The sequence below is a fragment of the Curtobacterium sp. BRD11 genome (assembly GCF_031844345.1).
Lineage (GTDB): Bacteria > Actinomycetota > Actinomycetes > Actinomycetales > Microbacteriaceae > Curtobacterium.
Genome location: NZ_JAUZUZ010000001.1, coordinates 587646 through 606864, shown reverse-complemented (window position 1 = coordinate 606864; position 19219 = coordinate 587646). Strand labels below are relative to the sequence as shown.

17 protein-coding genes and 1 tRNA gene are annotated in these 19219 nt (G+C 72.1%); 14 read left to right on the top strand and 4 right to left on the bottom strand.

Going from position 1 to position 19219, the window contains the following annotated elements:
• Positions 1 to 47 precede the first annotated feature (47 nt).
• Together Q9R28_RS02775 and Q9R28_RS02770 are read left to right on the top strand one after the other, a co-directional pair.
• On the top strand, positions 48 to 1187 hold the full coding sequence (locus Q9R28_RS02775) for a zinc-dependent alcohol dehydrogenase (RefSeq protein WP_066654371.1): 1140 nt from the start codon (positions 48 to 50) through the stop codon (positions 1185 to 1187).
• A gap of 11 nt (positions 1188 to 1198) precedes the next feature.
• The gene (locus Q9R28_RS02770) at positions 1199 to 1780 is read left to right on the top strand and encodes a hypothetical protein (protein ID WP_311205424.1); all 582 of its coding nucleotides are present in this window, start codon (positions 1199 to 1201) and stop codon (positions 1778 to 1780) included.
• A gap of 175 nt (positions 1781 to 1955) precedes the next feature.
• Here Q9R28_RS02770 and Q9R28_RS02765 read toward each other — a convergent pair.
• A tRNA-Leu gene (locus Q9R28_RS02765) sits at positions 1956 to 2041 on the bottom strand.
• 187 nt (positions 2042 to 2228) lie between these two features.
• On the opposite strand from Q9R28_RS02765, the gene Q9R28_RS02760 reads away from it, so the two are divergent.
• The 3 genes from Q9R28_RS02760 (at position 2229) to mshC (ending at position 5678) form a co-directional block, all read left to right on the top strand.
• The gene (locus tag Q9R28_RS02760; RefSeq protein ID WP_066654369.1) at positions 2229 to 3545 is read left to right on the top strand and encodes a M20/M25/M40 family metallo-hydrolase; all 1317 of its coding nucleotides are present in this window, start codon (positions 2229 to 2231) and stop codon (positions 3543 to 3545) included.
• 61 nt (positions 3546 to 3606) lie between these two features.
• On the top strand, positions 3607 to 4437 hold the full coding sequence (locus Q9R28_RS02755; protein WP_311205423.1) for an undecaprenyl-diphosphate phosphatase: 831 nt from the start codon (positions 3607 to 3609) through the stop codon (positions 4435 to 4437).
• On the top strand, positions 4434 to 5678 hold the full coding sequence (mshC, locus tag Q9R28_RS02750) for a cysteine--1-D-myo-inosityl 2-amino-2-deoxy-alpha-D-glucopyranoside ligase (protein ID WP_311205422.1): 1245 nt from the start codon (positions 4434 to 4436) through the stop codon (positions 5676 to 5678). The genes Q9R28_RS02755 and mshC overlap by 4 nt, the downstream gene beginning before the upstream one ends.
• A gap of 190 nt (positions 5679 to 5868) precedes the next feature.
• Here the strand turns inward: mshC and Q9R28_RS02745 are convergent, their stop codons facing one another.
• Entirely contained in the window at positions 5869 to 6804 is a 936-nt protein-coding gene (locus Q9R28_RS02745) for a proteasome assembly chaperone family protein (RefSeq protein ID WP_066654364.1), read from the bottom strand.
• A gap of 159 nt (positions 6805 to 6963) precedes the next feature.
• On the opposite strand from Q9R28_RS02745, the gene Q9R28_RS02740 reads away from it, so the two are divergent.
• From Q9R28_RS02740 to Q9R28_RS02700, 9 genes are all read left to right on the top strand, one after another.
• Positions 6964 to 7674, top strand: a complete 711-nt coding sequence (locus tag Q9R28_RS02740) for an HAD family phosphatase (RefSeq protein ID WP_251155500.1) — start codon at positions 6964 to 6966, stop codon at positions 7672 to 7674.
• Entirely contained in the window at positions 7671 to 8801 is a 1131-nt protein-coding gene (locus tag Q9R28_RS02735) for a tRNA (adenine-N1)-methyltransferase (RefSeq protein WP_311205421.1), read from the top strand. Before Q9R28_RS02740 ends, Q9R28_RS02735 begins: the two co-directional genes overlap by 4 nt.
• Before the next feature lie 40 nt (positions 8802 to 8841).
• Complete coding sequence (locus Q9R28_RS02730) at positions 8842 to 9768, top strand: hypothetical protein (RefSeq protein WP_311205420.1); 927 nt, start codon at positions 8842 to 8844, stop codon at positions 9766 to 9768.
• 72 nt (positions 9769 to 9840) lie between these two features.
• Positions 9841 to 10959, top strand: coding sequence for a WYL domain-containing protein (locus tag Q9R28_RS02725; protein WP_311205419.1), 1119 nt, complete (start codon positions 9841 to 9843; stop codon positions 10957 to 10959).
• The gene (locus tag Q9R28_RS02720; protein ID WP_066654356.1) at positions 10952 to 11923 is read left to right on the top strand and encodes a YafY family protein; all 972 of its coding nucleotides are present in this window, start codon (positions 10952 to 10954) and stop codon (positions 11921 to 11923) included. The genes Q9R28_RS02725 and Q9R28_RS02720 overlap by 8 nt, the downstream gene beginning before the upstream one ends.
• Before the next feature lie 208 nt (positions 11924 to 12131).
• On the top strand, positions 12132 to 12884 hold the full coding sequence (gene tatC / locus Q9R28_RS02715) for a twin-arginine translocase subunit TatC (protein ID WP_066654351.1): 753 nt from the start codon (positions 12132 to 12134) through the stop codon (positions 12882 to 12884).
• Positions 12884 to 15325, top strand: coding sequence for an RNA helicase (locus Q9R28_RS02710; protein ID WP_066654346.1), 2442 nt, complete (start codon positions 12884 to 12886; stop codon positions 15323 to 15325). Before tatC ends, Q9R28_RS02710 begins: the two co-directional genes overlap by 1 nt.
• Positions 15326 to 15336: 11 nt before the next feature.
• Positions 15337 to 17013, top strand: coding sequence for an apolipoprotein N-acyltransferase (lnt, locus tag Q9R28_RS02705; RefSeq protein ID WP_311205418.1), 1677 nt, complete (start codon positions 15337 to 15339; stop codon positions 17011 to 17013).
• 104 nt (positions 17014 to 17117) lie between these two features.
• A complete protein-coding gene (locus Q9R28_RS02700) occupies positions 17118 to 17468 on the top strand; it encodes an RNA polymerase-binding protein RbpA (protein WP_058727838.1) in 351 nt (116 codons plus the stop codon).
• A 69-nt stretch (positions 17469 to 17537) separates the two neighbouring features.
• Here the strand turns inward: Q9R28_RS02700 and Q9R28_RS02695 are convergent, their stop codons facing one another.
• On the bottom strand, positions 17538 to 18692 hold the full coding sequence (locus Q9R28_RS02695; RefSeq protein WP_066654344.1) for an SPFH domain-containing protein: 1155 nt from the start codon (positions 18690 to 18692) through the stop codon (positions 17538 to 17540).
• Complete coding sequence (locus Q9R28_RS02690; protein ID WP_066654342.1) at positions 18689 to 19159, bottom strand: NfeD family protein; 471 nt, start codon at positions 19157 to 19159, stop codon at positions 18689 to 18691. Before Q9R28_RS02690 ends, Q9R28_RS02695 begins: the two co-directional genes overlap by 4 nt.
• Positions 19160 to 19219 lie beyond the last annotated feature (60 nt).

The window sequence follows — 19219 nt, the reverse complement described above, 5'->3', positions numbered from 1 at the left end:
GCACGGCACCGAGGCGAGCGTGGGCTCCACGAACGAGAGGAGCGCCCATGCGTGCCATGACCTACCGCGGACCGTACCGGGTCCGTGTCGAGGAGAAGCCCGATCCGCGGATCGAGCACCCGAACGACGCCGTCGTCCGGGTCGAACGGGCCGCGATCTGCGGTTCCGACCTGCACCTGTACCACGGCATGATGCCCGACACCCGCGTCGGGCACACCTTCGGCCACGAGTTCATCGGCGTGGTCGAGGAGGTCGGTTCGTCGGTGGCGTCACTCGCCGTCGGCGACCGCGTGATGGTGCCCTTCAACGTCTACTGCGGCTCCTGCTGGTTCTGCGCGAGGGGGCTGTTCTCGAACTGCCACAACGTGAACCCGAACGCGACGGCCGTCGGCGGCATCTACGGGTACTCGCACACCACGGGCGGCTACGACGGCGGGCAGGCGGAGCGCGTCCGCGTACCGTTCGCCGACGTCGGCCCGTCCGTCATCCCGGAGGGGCTGGACGCCGAGGACGCCCTCCTGATGACCGATGCCCTGAGCACGGGCTACTTCGGCGCACAGCTCGCCTCGATCCGCGAGGGCGACACCGTGGTGGTGCTGGGCGCCGGCCCGGTCGGGCTGTTCGCTGCTCGGTCGGCGTGGTTCATGGGTGCCGGCCGCGTGATCGTCATCGACCAGCTGGAGTACCGGCTCGAGAAGGCGCGCACCTTCGCGCACGCCGAGACCATCAACTTCGCCGAGGTCGACGACGTCGTGCTCGAGATGAAGCAGCAGACCGACTTCCTCGGAGCGGACAGCGTGATCGACGCCGTCGGTGCCGAGGCGGACGGCAACTTCACCCAGCAGGTCACGGCGTCGAAGCTCAAGCTGCAGGGCGGGTCACCGACGGCGCTCAACTGGGCGATCGACGGTGTGCGCAAGGGCGGGACGATCTCCGCCGTCGGCGCGTACGGACCGATCCCGAGCGCGGTGAAGTTCGGCGACGCCATGAACAAGGGCCTGACGATCCACACGAACCAGGCGCCGGTCAAGCGCCAGTGGCCCCGGCTGCTCGAGCACATCCAGGCCGGACACTTCCGTCCGAGCGACATCATCACGCACCGGGTCCCGCTCGAGCACATCGACGAGGCCTACCACCTGTTCTCGTCGAAGCTCGACGACTGCATCAAGACGGTGATCGTGCCGTGAAGGAGACACCCGTGACCGACCACACGCCCTACATCGCCGACCCGCCCCGACGTGTGCCCTCGTCGGCGGAGCTCCGTGAGCGCATCCCCGGGTGGGGGAGCGACCTCGACCCGGCCGACCGTCCGTCGGTGCCGAAGCTCTCCCGCGAGGTCGGATTCGCCTCGGGTGCCCACTGGGACGTCCCCGAGCCACAGCCCGGCGGCGAGGGCCGCGAGCGGTCGATCGAGCACGCCCACGTCCCGCCGGTGTTCGGGACGGCGCAACCGCTGTCCGGGCTCGCCGGTGTCGTGAAGCGGTACGCCTACCGACGCTTCAGCGAGGGACGGCTGGCGCACTGGCTGCTCCTCGTGCTGGGCGACCGGATCGACGTGGCCACCCACCGGGTGACGGACGCGTTCCGCGGCCGACCGGACAGGGTCGTGCACGAGACCGGGTGGCGCGCCGAGCTCGGCAACCGGCCCGTCTCGACGCGTCTGGGCTCCTCGCGACGGGACGGGCGCCACCAGTTGCTCGACCCGGTCGTGGCGAACTGGGGCTGGCTCGCCGCCCTCGGCGGCCTGGTGCTGGTCGTGCGTCGCCTGCGGCGTCACTGAGACGTGGGGCGGAGGCCCTCGCGCCGCGCGCCTCCTGCGACACCGCGCTCGTCGTTCGACAGCGGTGATGTCGCACGATGCGCGTGCATCGGGTCATCGGCCCGCGATGCTCGCCGGGCGAGCACGGACGAGAAGAGCCCCCTGGCCGACAGGCCAGGGGGCTCTTCTCTTCTTGTGTCCGAGGGGGGACTTGAACCCCCACGCCCTAATACGGGCACTAGCACCTCAAGCTAGCGCGTCTACCAATTCCGCCACCCGGACAGGGTGTTCTGCACTTGTTCGGCTGTCGTTCCGGGCTGTTTTCCCGGCGTTCCTGCCGAGAGAAGACACTAGCACGGCTCTGAACGCACGATGAACACGGGCGCGCATCCCGGGCGAGTCCTTCGGAACGACGGGCGAGCAGGGGGCGTACGCGGGTGCGTCGCGGGCTGCCGGTAGCGTTGGTGGCATGAGCGACGCCCTGCCGACCGAGCCGGACCTCGAGGCCACCGCCGCCATCGCGCGGGACCTGATCCGCATCGACACCACGAACTGGGGCGAGGGCAGGTCGGTCGGCGAGACCGAGGCGGCGCAGTACGTGGAGGCGGAGCTGCGCGACCTGGGCTTCGCGCCGCAGCTCTTCGAGTCGGAGCCGGGCCGGGTGAGCGTCGTCGCCCGTGTGACGGGGCGGAACGCCGACAAGCCGGGGCTCGTCGTGCACGGGCACCTCGACGTGGTGCCGGCCGATCCCGCGAACTGGACGGTGGACCCGTTCGGCGGCGAGGTGCGCGACGGCATGCTCTGGGGCCGCGGCGCGGTCGACATGAAGAACATGGACGCGATGATGCTGACGGCGTTGCGCGACGTGGTCGAAGGTCAGGGCGCACCCGAGCGTGACCTCGTCATCGGGTTCTTCGCGGACGAGGAGGCGGGCGGGGTGCTCGGCGCCCACCACGTCGTCGACACGCACCCGGAGGTCTTCGCCGGCGCGACCGAGGCGATCAGCGAGGTCGGCGGGTACTCGGTGACCCTCGGCGGGCAGCGGGCCTACCTGCTGCAGACCGGCGAGAAGGCCCTGATGTGGATCAAGCTCGTCGCGCGGGGCACCGCGGCGCACGGCTCGCACGTGATGCGGGACAACGCGGTGACCAAGGTGGCCGCCGCGGTGGCGCGCATCGGAGCGGAGGAGTGGCCGGTCCGGCTCTCCGGTACCACCGAGGCGATGGTCCGCGAGATCGCGCGGCTCCTCGGCGTCGACCCCGTGACGACCGGGCCGGACGAGGTCGCCCTCGCGACCGGGTCCGCCTCGCGCTTCATCCACGCGGCGCTGCACACGACGACCAACCCGACGGTCCTCCGCGCCGGGTACAAGCACAACGTGATCCCGGACGCTGCCGAGGCCCTCGTCGACCTCCGCTGCCTGCCGGGCGACGAGGAGACCGTGCTCGAGCGGGTCCGGGAACTCGCGGGCGACGACGTCGAGGTCGTGATGACGCACCGGGACGTCGGCCTCGAGCAGGACTTCGGCGGACCCCTCGTCGACGCCGTGCGCGGGACGCTCGAGCGCCACGACCCCGGGGCGCCCGTGCTGCCCTACCTGCTGTCCGGCGGCACCGACAACAAGGCGATGTCGCGGCTCGGGATCGCCGGGTACGGGTTCGTCCCGCTGCAGCTGCCGGAGGACGTCGACTTCCCGGCGATGTTCCACGGCGTCGACGAGCGCGTGCCCCTCGACGCCCTCGCCTTCGGGCGGCGCGTCCTCGGCGACCTGCTCGCCACGTACTGATACATTGCCGGGTCGCCCCTCGGCGGCGACCCGCGACGACCGGCACGAAAGGCCCCGCTCGATGCACATCCTCGAGGCGATCTTCCTCGGCTTCGTGCAGGGACTCACCGAGTTCCTGCCCGTGTCCTCCAGCGCGCACCTGCGCATCGTCGGGCTCTTCCTGCCCGATGCGAAGGACCCGGGTGCCGCGTTCACCGCGGTGACGCAGCTCGGCACCGAGACGGCCGTGCTGATCTACTTCTGGAAGGACATCACCCGGATCGTCGGGCGGTGGTTCCGCTCGGTGTTCCGGCGCGACGTGCCGCAGGGCGACCCGGACGTCCGCCTCGGCTGGCTGGTCATCCTCGGCACGATCCCGATCGGGGTCGCCGGACTCCTGCTCAAGGACTCCATCGAGACCACGTTCCGGTCGCTCTGGATCGTGGCGATCGTGCTCATCGTCTTCGGCGTCGTGCTCGGCGTGCTCGACGTCGTCGGGCGCAAGGTCCGTCCGATCGAGCAGATGACGTTCCGGAACGGCCTGCTCATCGGCGTCGCCCAGGTGCTGGCGCTCGTCCCGGGCGTCTCGCGCTCCGGTGCCACGGTGTCGATGGGACTCGCCCTCGGCTACACCCGACCGGCCGCGGCGCGCTTCGCGTTCCTGCTCGCCGTCCCCGCGGTGTTCCTGTCCGGCTTCTACGAGGCCGCGACGAGCCTCGGCGACCACGGCGCGCCCTTCGGTCTCGTCGACACGCTGGTGGCGACCGTCGTCGCGTTCGTCGTCGGGTTCGTCGTCATCGCCGCGTTCATGAACTACATCTCGAAGCGCAGCTTCATGCCCTTCGTGGTCTACCGGATCGCACTCGGTATCGTGCTCATCGTGTTGCTGTCGCTCGGAGTGATCCAGCCGTGAGGGCCTGGCAGGTCCCGTCCGTCCCGTCCGTCCCCGGTGACGCGCCCCGACCCGTGGTGCACGACACCGCGGCCGGGCGGCCCGTGGACCCGACCCACGGCGCGGAGGGCGCGACGCTCTACGTGTGCGGCATCACGCCGTACGACGCCACCCACCTCGGCCACGCGGCGACCTACCTGGCGTTCGACACGCTCGGTCGCGCCTGGCGGGACGCGGGGCTCGAGGTCGAGTACGCGCAGAACACCACCGACGTCGACGACCCGCTGCTCGAGCGCGCCGCGCGGGACGGCGTCGACTGGCGCGAGCTCGCCGCGTCGCAGATCGACCTGTTCCGCCGCGACATGGAGGCACTCCGCGTCCTGCCGCCGGACCACTTCGTCGCGGTGACCGACGAGGTCGAGCGCATCGCCGAGGCCGTCGGGTACCTGCAGGAGACCGGGTACGCCTACGACGTGCCGACCGACGAGTCCGAGGGCGACGACGTCTACTTCGACGTGAACCGCCCCACCGAGGCGTGGGCGCTCGGCGACGAGAGCCGCCTGGACCGCGAGACGATGCTCGTGCTGTCGGCCGAGCGGGGCGGGGACCCGGACCGCGCCGGCAAGCGCGACCCGCTCGACCCGCTGCTCTGGCGTGCCGAGCGCGCCGGGGAGCCGAGCTGGGACACCGAGCTCGGCCCGGGACGACCCGGCTGGCACATCGAGTGCAGCGTGATCGCGGGCGACAAGCTCGGCCTGCCGATCAGCGTGCAGGGCGGCGGCAGCGACCTCGTCTTCCCGCACCACGAGATGAGCGCCGGGCACGCCGCCGCGCTCGCGCACCAGCCGCTCGCCAACGCCTTCGTCCACACCGGGATGATCGCCTACCAGGGGTCGAAGATCTCGAAGTCGCTCGGCAACCTCGTCACCGTGCGCGGCCTGCTCGACGACGGCGCCGACCCGAGGGCCGTCCGGCTCGCGCTGCTGTCGCACCGGTACTCGGACGACTGGGAGTGGTTCGACGGCGAACTGACGAGCGCGACCACACGGCTCGCGACGTGGGACGCCTGGGCGTCCGGCGACGCTCCGGGTCACGAGGACGACGCCGCCGACGCGATCGCCCGCATCCGCGCGCGTGTCGCCGACGACCTCGACACACCGGGTGCGGTCGCCGCGGTCGACACCGCGATCGCCGCGGGGACCCGCGCGACACCGGAGCTCGTCGACCTCGTCGACGCCCTGCTCGGCATCCGCCTGGCCTGAGACCGGGGGCTCGGGCAGGCGCTCTCCCGGTCGCGCGACGTGCCGCCGGTGGCCGTCGCGGTCGCACGACGTGCCGCTCACCCCAGAGGTGAGCGGCACGTCGTGCGACCGGAGCGCGTGCCGACGACGGGACGGACGGGAGGCGCGGTGCCAGCCGGCACCGCGCCTCCCGTCCGTCCCGTGGTCGCGACTACTGCTGCGGCGGCTGCGGGGGCCGCCACGGACCCTCGCCGCCGGCGGTGCCGCCGTCCTTGCCGTCCTTGCGCTCGCGTCGGCGGAGGTACTGCTCGAACTCCTGCGCGATCGCGTCCCCCGACGCCTCGGGGGAGTCGACCGTGTCGCGGGCCTGCTCGAGCTGGCCGATGTAGCTCGCCATGTCCTCGTCGTCGGCGGCGAGGGCGTCGATGCCCTCCTCCCACTCGGTGGCCTCGTCGAGCAGGCTGCCCCGCGGGACCGTGACGTCGGCGAGCTCCTCGATCTTGTCGAGGAGGGACAGGGTGGCCTTCGGCGACGGCGAGTTGTGCACGTAGTGGGGGACCGAGGCCCACAGGGAGAGCGTGGTGAGCCCCGCGGTGTCCATCGCGTCGGAGAGCACGCCGAGGATGCCGGTCGGTCCCTCGTACGTCGACCGGTCGACGTCGAACGCCGCACGGACACCGGCGTTCTCGCTCGACACGAACACCGAGATCGGTCGGGTGTGCGGGACGTCCGCCAGCATCGCGCCGACGAACACCACCGCGTCGATCGAGTACACGTCGGCGAGGTCGATGACCTCCGCACAGAACCCGCGCCAGGTCCGGGACGGCTCCGGTCCGACCAGGACGAACACGTCGCGCTCGGTCTCGGAGCCGGCCGCGCCGATGACCGGACGGCCCTCGGCGCCGGGCCCGTGCAGGACGATGCGGGGCCAGCGGATGGCTCGGGAGCCGTCCTCCGCGGTGCCGACCTCCGGCCGGTTGAACTGGTAGTCGACGTACCGCTCGCCGTCGATCTCACGCAGCTCGTCGAGTTCCAGCGCGTCGACGATCCGGCGGGCGAGGCCGCTCGCAGCCTCGCCGGCGTCGTTCCAGCCCTCGAAGGCGACGACGAGCAGTCGGCCGTCGCTGAAGGGGGAGTGCTGTGGCACGGAGGGGCCTCCTGGTGGTGGAGCGGGGCGCGCACGGTGATCGGGCGCGGCCGGACACGGTCGATCACCCAGGATATGCCGGAGCCGCCCGCAGGCACCCCTCCGTCCGCCCCGAGCGGAACCGCGGCGCCGGTCGGTGCCCCGGTAGACTCGTCGCCCGTGACCGCCCAGCACCCCGAACGCGTCCTCCCCGCAGCCGTGCTGTGGGACATGGACGGTACGATCATCGACACCGAACCGATCTGGCAGCAGTCCCAGGTCGAGCTGACCGACCGGTACGGCGCCGAGTGGACCCACGAGGACGGCCTCTCCCTGGTCGGGAGCGGGCTCGAGCGGTCGGGTGAGATCCTCCGCGACCGGGGCGTCGACATGGAGGTCGAGGAGATCGTCCTGTGGATGACCGACTACGTGACGCAGCGCCTCCAGGGCGGTGAGCTCCCCTGGCGTCCCGGCGCCCGCGAACTCGTCGAGGAGCTGCACGACCGCGGCATCCCGACCGCGCTGGTGACGATGTCCCGCCGCACGATGGCGCTCGTGACCGCCGACGCCCTCGGGGCTCGCGGCTTCCGCGTGGTCGTCGCCGGCGACGACGTCGACCGTCCGAAGCCCCACCCGGACGCCTACCTGGCAGCGGCGGCGCAGCTCGGGGTCGACCCCACCGCGTGCATCGCGATCGAGGACTCGGCCACCGGGGTCGCCTCGGCCGTGGCCTCCGGCGCCGTCACCGTCGCGGTCGAGCACATCGTGCCGCTGTCCGAGATCGCCGGTGGCGACGTGCACCTGACGACGCTGGCGGACGTGGACGTCGACCGCCTCGTCGAACTGACCAGCCCGGCCCTCGCGGCCCGTACCGAGACGGCGAGCCGATGACCGAGCAGACCCAGCAGCCCTCGCAGGACGACGTCGTCGCCCTGCCGCACACCGCCGGTGGCGCCCCGCACACCCCGCCGCGCGGTCCGTTCCGCGCCGGTGACCGCGTGCAGCTCACCGGCCCGAAGGGCAAGCTCACGACGCTCTCGCTCGAGACCGCCGGCGAGTACCACACCCACCGCGGCGTGCTCCGGCACGACGACGTGATCGGGCAGCCCGACGGCTCCGTGATCCGGGCGAGCACCGGCGACGAGTACCTCGCGCTCCGGCCGCTCCTCAACGACTACGTGATGTCGATGCCCCGCGGCGCGGCCATCGTCTACCCGAAGGACGCCGCCCAGATCGTCGCCTTCGCGGACGTCTTCCCGGGCGCCCGGGTCGTCGAGGCCGGCGTCGGCTCGGGAGCACTCTCGCTCTTCCTCCTCCGGGCGATCGGTCCGACCGGCCGGCTGCAGTCGTTCGAACGCCGCGAGGAGTTCGCCGCCATCGCGCGCGGCAACGTCGGCACGTTCCTCGGCGCCGTGCCGGACAACTGGTCGGTGACCGTCGGCGACCTCGTCGAGGAGCTCCCCGGCGCCGCCGGACCGCAGAGCATCGACCGCGTGGTCCTCGACATGCTCGCGCCGTGGGAGTGCGTCGACGCCGCGGCGGACGCGCTCGTCCCCGGCGGGCTCGTCGTCTGCTACGTGGCGACCGTCACGCAGCTGTCCCGCACGGCCGAGGCGCTGCGGGACACCGGGCGCTTCACGGACCCGCAGTCGAGCGAGACCCTCGTGCGCACCTGGCACGTGGAGGGTCTCGCCGTCCGTCCGGACCACCGGATGGTCGGCCACACCGGGTTCCTCGTGACCGCCCGACGCCTCGCCGACGGCGTCGTGCTGCCGAACCTGAAGCGTCGTGCAGGCAAGGCCGAGTTCTCGGACGAGGACGTCGAGGCCTGGACCCCCGGCGCCGTCGGCGAGCGGTCCGCCAGCGACAAGAAGCTCCGGAAGGTCGCCCGTCAGGCAGCGGCCCAGGCCCGCAGGGTCGCCGCTGCCGAGGCCTCGACGGACGCGCAGGGGATCGCGCACGGCGGCGCCGAAGGCACCCCGGATGCCTCGCACGATGCCGCCGACGGCGACCGCTAGGCTACGCATGCCCGTCCAGCACCGAACGGAAAGAGGGTCCGTGCGCACCATCCCCGCACTCCTGGTCACCATCGGCCTCGCCGCGTCCCTGACGGGGTGCGCCGCCAGCGGGGCCGGTACGGCCGCGTCCTCCTGCCCGGCTCCCGGTGCCGCGTCGGCAGCGGTGACGGCGTCCGGTGCGTTCGGCAAGGAGCCGAAGGTGTCGGTGCCGTCCGGGCTGACCACGACGGGCACGCAGGTGTCGGTCCTGCGCTCCGGCGACGGCCGCCAGATCGAGGAGGGGACGCCGGTCCTCGTCGAGTACACCCTCGTCGACGGCAGCACCGGTCAGGTCGCGCAGACCAGCGGGTACTCCGGGCAGACCGCCCCGATCACCGCGGGCGCTGCGAACTACGGCCCCCTGGGCACCGCGCTCGAGTGCGCCCACGTGGGCGACCGGCTCGCCGTCGCCCTGCCGAAGAGCGAGCTGAGCGGGAGCGCGACCGCCGCGTCCGGCACGTCACGCAAGGCCGAGGACGCCGTGATCGCGGTCATGGACGTCAAGCAGGCCTTCGACGCCCGGGCGACCGGCACGCCGCAGCTCGCCGGCGACGGCATGCCCGCCGTCGTCCTCGCGCCGTCGGGTGCGCCCGGCATCACGATCCCGTCGTGGAGCGCCCCGAAGGACGACGCGCTGCACCTGCTCCGCAAGGGGTCCGGGGCGGAGCTCACCGCGAAGGACACCGCGGTCATCAAGTACACGGCCGTCTCGTGGGCCGGCAGCAACGGCGACTCGTCCGTCGTCGGCTCGAGCTGGACCGACGGATCGGGCGCACAGGCGATCCCGCTCGCGAAGGGCCAGGTCATCGACGGCGTGCGGAACGCCGTCCTCGGCCACCGTGTCGGCGACCAGGTCCTGGCGATCGTGCACCAGCAGGACGGCACCACCGCGTACGTCATCGACGTGCTCGGGAAGATGCCCGCCTGACCCTCGACGGTCCGTCCACCGACCGCGCGCGGGTGCACTCCGGTGCACCCGCGCTGCCGTAGGATCGGGCTCGTGCCAGCCACCCGAGCCCCCCGCGTCCCCGCCGAGGAGCGGCTCTTCAGCCTGGTGCTCGCGCTGCTCTCGACCGAGGCCGGGCTGACCAAGGCGGAGATCCTGGCCAACGTGCAGGGCTACCGGCAGCGGTACACGTCCGGTGGGGACAACGCGTCGCTCGAGCGGCAGTTCGAGCGCGACAAGGACGACGTCCGCGACCTCGGCATCCCGCTCGAGACGATCGAGACGCCCGGTGCCGCCGGCAACAACCAGACGCTCCGGTACCGCATCCCGAAGGGCGAGTACGACCTGCCGCTCGACGTCCGCTTCACCCCGGACGAGTCCGCGCTGCTGTCGCTCGCCGCGATGGCCTGGCGCGAGGGCGCACTGTCCACCGACTCACGACGGGCGCTGCTGAAGGTCCGGTCCGCCGGTGCCGACGACGGTGGGACGACCACGGCGCAGGGCGTCGCCGGCATGGCCGCCTACTCGCCCCGGCTCCGCGCCCGTGACACCGCGTTCGAACCCCTGCGTTCAGCGCTCGACCGTGGCGCCGCCGTGCGCTTCGACTACATCACGCCGGGCGAGCACGCGCCCCGCCGACGTGACCTCGCACCGCTCGCGCTCGTGCAGCACGGCGGTCGCTGGATGCTCGCAGCGCACGAGTTCTCCACCGGCGGCACGAAGAACTACCTGCTCTCGCGGATCGTCGGGCCGGTGAGCGTGCACCAGGTCGGGCAGCACCCCGCTCCCGCCGGCGCCGCCGAACGTGCCCTGACCGAGCTGGACCGGGTGTGGGCCGAACGGACGGCGCGGATCGCGGTCGTGCCCGGTTCCGATGCCGAGCGCCGGCTCCAGCGTCGACGCGGCACCGAGGTCGACGACGACGGCGTGCTCGTCGTGCACCACGTCGACCCGCAGATCCTCGCCGAGGAACTGGCGGCCTTCGGTCCCGAGGTCCGGGTGCTCGAGCCCGCCGCGGTCCGCGAGCTCGTGGTCGCCCGCCTGCGCGCCCTCGTCGCCGACCACGCGGAGGCCGGCCGAGCCGGTGCCGCTGACGCCGGCCGATCCGACGCAGACGCCGATCAGGCCACCGACGCCGACCAGACCGCCGACGCCGGAGGTACCCGTGCCTGACCAGCAACCGCTCCAGGCACAGGACAAGCTCGCGTTCCTGCTCGTCCTCGTGCCGTACCTCATCGACCACGAGCGCGTGTCCGTGGCCGAGGCCGCACGGCACTTCGGCGTCCCCGAGCAGCGCATCCGCCGTGCGGTCGAGCTCATCGCGGTGTCCGGGGTGCCCGGCGAGACGATGCAGTACCAGCACGGTGACCTGTTCGACATCGCCTGGGACGACTTCGAGCAGAACGACATGATCGTGCTGACGAACCTCGTGGCGATCGACGACTCGCCCCGGCTGTCGGCGCGAGAGGCCTCGGCCCTGATCGCCGGCCTGCAGTACCTGTCCGCGCTGCCCGAGGCCGCCGATCGGGACGCGATCCGGTCCCTCATGGCGAAGCTCTCCCGCGGTGCCGGGGGAGCGGCGTCGAACGTCGCGGTCGGTCAGGACCTGCACGACGCGGCGCTCGCCACCATCCGCCGTGCCGTCGCCGACGGTCGTGGTCTGGCGTTCGAGTACGCCGGGCCGCGCACCCGAGGCGGGACCCGCCGTGTCGACCCGCTCCGCGTCGAGTCGATCGACACCGACTGGTACCTGCGCGCCTGGGACCTCGACCGGCAGGCGCTCCGGACCTTCCGGCTCGACCGGATGACGAGCGTGCGCGTGGACGACCGCCCGGCCGAGAAGACCATCGGCGACGTCGTGATCCCGGACACGCTCTTCCAGCAGTCCGGCGGCGACGTCATCGTCACGGTGGAGCTCGACTGCTCGGCGCTGCCCCTCGTCGCGGACTTCCTGGCGGACACCGCCGACGCCGAGGACGCAGACGGCCGCGTCCGCATCCGGCTCGCGGCATCGAACGGCTTCGACGGGGTCGTCCGGCTGGTGGCCGGCCTGCCGGGCCGCGCGGTCGTCCTCGACCCGCCGGCGGCCCGTGCCGCCGTCCGCGCGTTCGCCGAAGCAGCCCTGGCCGCCGAGTAGCGCGCGCACCGCGCCCGCCGCGCACCCTGACGGACGGGAGGCACGGGGCAGGCCCGCCGTGCGCCTCCCGTTCGGTCGTCCGCCTGTGGGTCCGCCGCCGACGGCCCGACTGTCGGCCCCGGTCCCGTAGGATCGGGCCATGGCTTCGACGACCGCGAGCGGGCGAGCGAGGCGACCAGGCCGTCCGGAGAAGGACACCGAGGGTCGCATGTCGCTCGGGCAGCACCTGATCGAGCTGCGGAACCGTCTCTTCAAGGCCGTCGTCGCGGTCGCGCTCTGCGCGGTCGGCGGGTGGTTCCTCACCCCGTTCGTGCTCGATGCCCTGCGGCAGCCGGTCACCCAGTTGGCCGAGGTCGGCGGCCACACGGCCGAGCTGAACTTCCCGCAGATCACCGGCGCGTTCGACCTGCGGCTGCAGATCGCGATCACGATCGGTGTCGTGATCTCGAGCCCCGTCTGGCTCTACCAGGTCTGGGCGTTCATCGTCCCGGCGCTGGTGCGGCGCGAGAAGCAGTACGTGTTCGGGTTCCTGGGCACCGCGATCCCGCTGTTCTTCGCAGGCTGCTGGTTCGGCTGGTACGTCCTGCCGCACATCGTCGGGATCCTGGGCAGCTTCGTGTCGGCGCAGGACACGTCGATCGTCGACGCCAAGGCGTACTACGACTTCGTCATCAAGCTCATCGTCGCCGTCGGCATCGCGTTCGTGCTGCCGGTGTTCCTCGTGCTGCTGAACTTCGTCGGGGTGCTGTCGGCCAGCTCGATCATCAGGTCGTGGCGCGTCGCGATCGTGTGCATCCTGGTGTTCTGCGCGATCGTGACCCCGTCGGCCGACGTCATCTCGATGTTCCTGCTGGCGATCCCGATGACGGTGCTCTACGCAGCAGCGTGTCTCGTGACCTGGCTCCACGACCGCAGGCTGGCGAAGCAGCAGGCGAAGCTCGACGAGGAGTACGCACGCTGATGACCGCCGGACCCACTGCCGCCGAGCGCTACCAGGCGGCGAAGGTCCGGAACCGCTCGCGCAACCTCGAGCTGTTCCGTTCCGACCTGCGCTTCGACCTCGACCCGTTCCAGGTCGCCGGCTGCGACGCACTCGACCAGGGCCGGAGCGTCCTCGTCGCCGCACCGACCGGTGCCGGCAAGACGATCGTCGCCGAGTTCGCGATCTGGCTCGCGATGCGGCAGCCCACCGCGAAGGTCTTCTACACGACGCCGATGAAGGCGCTGAGCAACCAGAAGTACAACGAGCTCGTGGCCGACTACGGCGAGTCCGAGGTCGGGCTCCTCACCGGCGACACGAACGTCAACCCGCGGGCCCGTGTCGTGGTGATGACGACCGAGGTGCTCCGCAACATGATCTACGCGGACTCCGACCTGCTCGACGACCTGGCGTGGGTCGTCCTCGACGAGGTCCACTACCTGGCGGACCGGTTCCGGGGAGCGGTGTGGGAAGAGGTGATCCTGCACCTGCCGACCGAGGTCCGGCTCGTCTCCCTCAGCGCGACGGTGTCCAATGCCGAGGAGTTCGGCGACTGGCTGCAGACCGTCCGCGGCGACACCGACGTCATCGTGTCCGAGGACCGGCCGGTCCCGCTCGAGCAGCACGTGCTCGTCGGCTCGAAGATGGTCGACCTGTTCGACTCGAGCGGTGCGGCGGCCACGAACCGGGTGAACCCGGAGCTGCTCCGACTCGTCGGCGGCGCCTCGCGCAGCGAGCGGCACGGCGGCGGCCACCGTGGTCGTCGCGGACGCGGCGGCTACCCCGAGCGCCGGGGCCCTCGTACCGAGAAGATGTACCGCGAGCAGATCGCGAAGGTGCTCGACGAGCGGATGCTCCTGCCGGCGATCTTCTTCGTGTTCAGCCGCAACGGCTGCGACCAGGGCGTCCGTCAGGTCCTCCGGTCCGGCATCTCGCTGACGACCGCCGACGAGCGCAACGAGATCCGCGAGACGGCCGAGTACCACTGCCGGACCCTGCTCGACGAGGACCTCGCGGTGCTCGGCTACTGGGAGTGGCTCGAGGGCCTCGAGCGCGGTGTGGCCGCACACCACGCCGGCCTGCTGCCCGCGTTCAAGGAGGTCGTCGAGGACCTCTTCCAGCGCAAGCTCCTCAAGGTCGTGTTCGCGACCGAGACCCTGGCGCTCGGCGTGAACATGCCGGCCCGGACGGTCGTGCTCGAGAAGCTCGAGAAGTTCAACGGCGAGGCCCGGGTGCCGATCACGCCGGGGGAGTACACGCAGCTCACCGGTCGCGCCGGACGCCGTGGCATCGACGTCGAGGGCCACTCGGTCATCCAGTGGTCGGACGGCCTCGACCCGCAGGCCGTCGCGTCGCTGGCGAGCCGTCGCACGTACCCGCTCAACTCGTCGTTCAAGCCCACGTACAACATGGCCGTGAACCTCATCGAGCAGTTCGGTCGGCAGCGGACGCGCGAGGTCCTCGAGACCTCGTTCGCGCAGTTCCAGGCGGACCGTTCCGTCGTCGACCTCGCACGCAAGGTCCGGTCGCAGCAGGAGTCCCTCGACGGCTACCAGCGCGCGATGCAGTGCCACCTCGGCGACTTCACCGAGTACGCCGCGCTCCGCCGTCGCCTGTCGGACCTCGAGCGCACGAACGTCCCCGGCGGTCGCGAGGCCTCGCACGGCGCCCGGCAGGAGCGCCAGGCGGCGATCACCGAGGTCCGTCGGCAGATGCAGCGCCACCCCTGCCACGCGTGCCCGGACCGCGAGGCGCACGCCCGCTGGGCCGAGCGCTGGTACAAGCTCAAGCGCGCCAACGACAAGCTCGTCCAGCAGATCCGCTCCCGCACGGGCGCCGTCGCGACGACGTTCGACCGGGTCACCGACGTGCTCCTGCAGCTCGGCTACCTGGTCGCCACCGGGGACGACGAAGCGACCGTCGCCGCGGGCGGACGTCGCCTGCAGCGGATCTACGGTGAGCGCGACCTGCTCGTGGCCGAGTGCCTCGAGGCCGGCGTCTGGAAGGAACTGACCCCGGCGCAGCTCGCCGCCATGGCCGCCACCATCGTGTACCAGCCCCGGCGCGAGGACGCCCCGGGGACCGAGCACGCCCTGCCCCGCGGAGCCTTCCGGCCGGCGCTCGACGAGACGCTGACCATCTGGGCGCGGCTCGACGACATCGAGCGCGACGCGCGGCTCGCCGGTTCGCAGCCGCCGACCCCGGCGATGTCGGTCGGCATGTTCCGGTGGGCGTCCGGCTCCGCGCTCGACGACGTGCTCCGGACCCTGGACATGCCCGCGGGCGACTTCGTGCGCTGGTCGAAGCAGGTCATCGACCTGCTGGACCAGGTCCGGAACGCCGGCGACGAGGAGCTCGCCCAGACCGCGCGACGGGCGACGGACGCGGTGCGCCGCGGCATCGTCGCCTACGCGACGGTCTGACGGGAGGCCCGGTGCACGTCCCCGACGCGGCCACGCGCCCGCAGACCGGCGCTTCCACCGCGGGACGCCGCGTCGTCCGCGCCGCCTCGCGGGCGTCGACGGTGTCCCGGACCGGGACCGGGACCCTGCCGGACGGGCGGCGCGACGAGTTCGCCGCGCTGCCGCTGCGCCTCGCGTTCCCGCTCGCGGTCGTCGGCGGCCTGCTCTTCGCCCTGTCGTTCCCGTCCCCGGGCTGGTGGTTCCTCGCCTACCCGGCGATGGCCTGCATGCTGCTCGCCGCGATGGGGCAGCGCGCCCGACGTGCAGCCTGGCTCGGGTACGTGGCCGGCGCGGCCTTCTGGCTGCCCGCGATCTCCTGGGCCGGGCGGTACCTCGGGCCGGTCCCGTGGCTGGCGCTCGCGCTGTTCGAGGCCGCGTACTTCGCCCTCGGCAGCGTGGCGATCGCCCTCGCGTACCGCTGGGTCGCGCGCGTCCTGCCGTCGACCGCCTGGCGGGTGTGGGGCCTCCCGGCCGTCGTCGCCGGACTCTGGACCGGACGCGAGTGGTTCTCCGGCAGCTGGCCGTACGAGGGCTTCGCGTGGGGTCGGGTCGGGCTGTCCCAGTCGCAGGGACCCTTCACGCACCTCGCGGCGTACGTGGGCGTGCTCGGCGTGACGTTCGTCGTCGTCTACTGCGTCGCGGTCGTGCTGTCGCTCGCGCTCGTCGTGCCTCGCACACCCGGCTCGGGCGTCGCCGCGTCCACGCGCGTGGCCACCGCCGGGCTCCTGGTCGCCGTGGTCCTGGCCGTGCCCGCCTGGCCCATCCGCATCGACGGCAGCATCCGCGTCGAGGCCGTGCAGGGCAACGGTCCGGCCGGGTACTTCGACCGCGCCCAGCCGGGCGAGGTCCTGGCCGCGCAGGTCGCCGCGACCGACGTCGAGGCGCGTGGCGTCGACCTGGTCGTCTGGCCCGAGGCTGCCGCCGAGGCCGACCCGCGGCGCTTCCCGGCCGTCGCAGGCGCCCTCGACTCCGTGGTCGACACGGTCGGGGCGCCGCTGGTCGCCGGGGCGATCACGCAGACACCGTCCGGCGTCCTGCACAACACGTCGTTCGTGTGGACCGCCGACGGCTGGCAGTCGTCCTACGACAAGAAGCGTCCGGTCCCCTTCGGCGAGTACGTGCCCGACCGCTGGTTCTTCTCGAAGCTGGCGCCGTCGCTCATCGGACTGCTGCAGCGCGACTACACGCCGGGCACCAAGCCGAACGTGCTCGACGTCGCCGGCATCAGGGCGGGGATCGCGGTCTGCTTCGACATCGTCGACGACGGACTCACGTCCGACATGGCTCGCGGGGGAGCGCAGGTCATCCTCGCGCAGACGAACAACGCCGACTTCTCCGGGACCGACGAGAACCTGCAGCAGCTCGAGATCGCCCGGCTCCGGGCGGTCGAGACCGGTCGCTCGCTCGTCAACATCTCGACGGTCGGTGCGTCCCAGGTCATCGACCCGTCGGGGCGGACCATCGACCGCGTCCCCGAGTACACGGCGACCTCGATGGTCACGGACGTGCCGCTCGGCACCGGGACGACCCCCGCCACGATCGTCTCCGGGTCGGTCACCCTCCTGGTGTCGCTCGGGGCCCTCCTCGCCCTGCTCGCGTGCGCACCGTGGGGCCGTCGATCGACACGGTCGCTCCGCCGCGATTCCTGAACACCGCCACCTCCCACTGGGAACGCTCTGTGAATGCGCCCAGTCGGGATGCATCCCGCGTGGGACAGTGTTGAGGAGGGCAGACGAGCGAGAGGAGCACACACATGGCTGATCGGAGTCTCCGCGGGATGCGGCTCGGGAGCCAGAGTCTCCAGAGCGAGGAGGGCGTCGAGCTCTCCGACCGGAAGCGCGCGGTCTACCAGACCGAGTCGGGGGAGACGTTCGACGTCGTCTTCTCCGCCGAGGCGGACGTACCGCAGACGTGGTCGGAACCCCGGACGGGGCGCGAAGGACGGCTGCTCGGCGACGACGGGATCCCCGTCGAGGTCGCTGCCGAGGACGTCAAGGCGCCGAGGACCCACTGGGACATGCTGCTCGAGCGTCGCTCGCGCGAGGAACTCGAGGAGCTCCTGGAGGAGCGTCTCGCGTTCCTGCGTGCACGTCGCGGCGCCTGAGCACCACCCCCGACACGACGACGCCCGCCCCGGGGTATCCGGGGCGGGCGTCGTCGTGTGCGGCGGGACCTACGGCTGGCGGTCGTCCCCGAGCGCGGTCTGCGAGGCCTCGTCGGCCGCGGCGAGGCGCGCGTCGACACTGCGGTTCGACTCCTCGAGCCGCTCGTCGAGCGCCGCGTCCGGGACGATGTCGGCCGCGGTGGCGTCCGGTCGGGGGTTCGCCGCCGCCGCGCCGTCCGCGGTCGCGGTGTTCGCCAGGCTCTCGTTCGCGAGCTTCGAGATGCGCGACAGGAAGTCCGTGCCCCCACCGGCTCCCGCGACCGGACCGCTGCCGGTCCGCCCGCCGGTGAAGCCCTTGGCGATGCCGGACAGCGCCTCGGTGAACTCGCTCGGGATCATCCAGAGCTTGTTCGCGGTGCCCTCGGCGATCTTCGGCAGGGTCTGCAGGTACTGGTAGGACAACAGCTTGTCGTCCGGGTCACCGGTGTGGATCGCGTCGAAGACGGTCGCGATGGCCTGCGCCTCACCCTCGGCGCGGAGCACCTGGGCCTTCGCGTCACCCTCGGCGGCGAGGATCGCGGCCTGCCGTTGGCCCTCGGCCTCGAGGATCGCCGACTGCTTGGTGCCCTCGGCCTGCAGGATCGCGGCTCGACGGCTCCGTTCGGCGCGGAGCTGCTGCTCCATGGCGTCCTGGATCGACACGGGCGGCTCGATCGCCTTGAGCTCGACACGACCGACCCGGATGCCCCACTTGCCGGTCGCCTCGTCGAGGACGACCCGGAGCTGGCCGTTGATGTTGTCGCGGCTGGTCAGTGCCTCTTCGAGGTTGAGGCCACCCACGACGTTGCGGAGCGTCGTGGTGGTGAGCTGCTCGACCGCACCCAGGTAGTTCGCGATCTCGTAGGTGGCGGCGCGTGCGTCGGTCACCTGGAAGTAGACGACGGTGTCGATCGAGACCACCAGGTTGTCCTCGGTGATCACCGGCTGCGGCGGGAAGGACACGACCTGCTCGCGCATGTCGATGAGCGGGCGGAGCCGGTCGATGAACGGCACCAGGATGTTGAGTCCGGGGCTGAGCGTCTTGTGGTACTTGCCGAGTCGTTCGACGATCCCGGCCGTCGCCTGGGGCACGATCCGGATCGCGCGGGACAGGACGACGATCACGAAGATCACGACGACGAGGACGAGGACGATCAGGGCGATCGTCCCGGCTGAGATGGTCACGAGGTGGCCCTTTCTCCGAGGCGGACGACCGCGGTCGACCCCTCGATGGACTCGACGACCACGGGGGTGCCGAGCGGTGGTGTGCGGTCGGGGGAGCCTGCGGCGAGCCGGGCGCTCCAGGTCTCGCCGTTCGCGAGACGGACCTGCCCGGGGGACGACGACGTGAAGGCCACCGCGACGGTGCCGCGCAGGCCGATCAGCCCCTCGATGTTGGTGCGGTGCGGGTCGGCGTTCCGGCCGAGCGCCACGAGCAGCCGGGGGCGGACGAGCGAGAGCAGCACGAGTGCGACGACGGCCGCGATGATCGCGGAGAGCCACCACGGCGCGCCGACCAGCGCTGCGATCAGACCCCCGGCCGCGCCCGCGGCGAGCATCAGGAAGATGAAGTCGAGCGTGAAGATCTCGACCACGCCCAGCAGCAGTGTCAGTCCGATCCAGACGACGGTCTGGATCCAGTCGATGTTCACGCGATCTCCCTCCCTTGCATCGCGCGCTCCGGCGTGCAGCGTCGCGACGGCCGGTCCAAC

Bases quoted from the DNA above. Each gene is read 5' to 3' on its own strand.
- tatC (WP_066654351.1), top strand. From the start codon at position 12,132: ATGTCGCTCGGGCAGCACCTGATCGAGCTGCGGAACCGTCTCTTCAAG.
- Q9R28_RS02775 (WP_066654371.1), top strand. From the start codon at position 48: ATGCGTGCCATGACCTACCGCGGACCGTACCGGGTCCGTGTCGAGGAG.
- Q9R28_RS02755 (WP_311205423.1), top strand. From the start codon at position 3,607: ATGCACATCCTCGAGGCGATCTTCCTCGGCTTCGTGCAGGGACTCACC.
- Q9R28_RS02710 (WP_066654346.1), top strand. From the start codon at position 12,884: ATGACCGCCGGACCCACTGCCGCCGAGCGCTACCAGGCGGCGAAGGTC.
- Q9R28_RS02760 (WP_066654369.1), top strand. From the start codon at position 2,229: ATGAGCGACGCCCTGCCGACCGAGCCGGACCTCGAGGCCACCGCCGCC.
- Q9R28_RS02700 (WP_058727838.1), top strand. From the start codon at position 17,118: ATGGCTGATCGGAGTCTCCGCGGGATGCGGCTCGGGAGCCAGAGTCTC.
- Q9R28_RS02735 (WP_311205421.1), top strand. From the start codon at position 7,671: ATGACCGAGCAGACCCAGCAGCCCTCGCAGGACGACGTCGTCGCCCTG.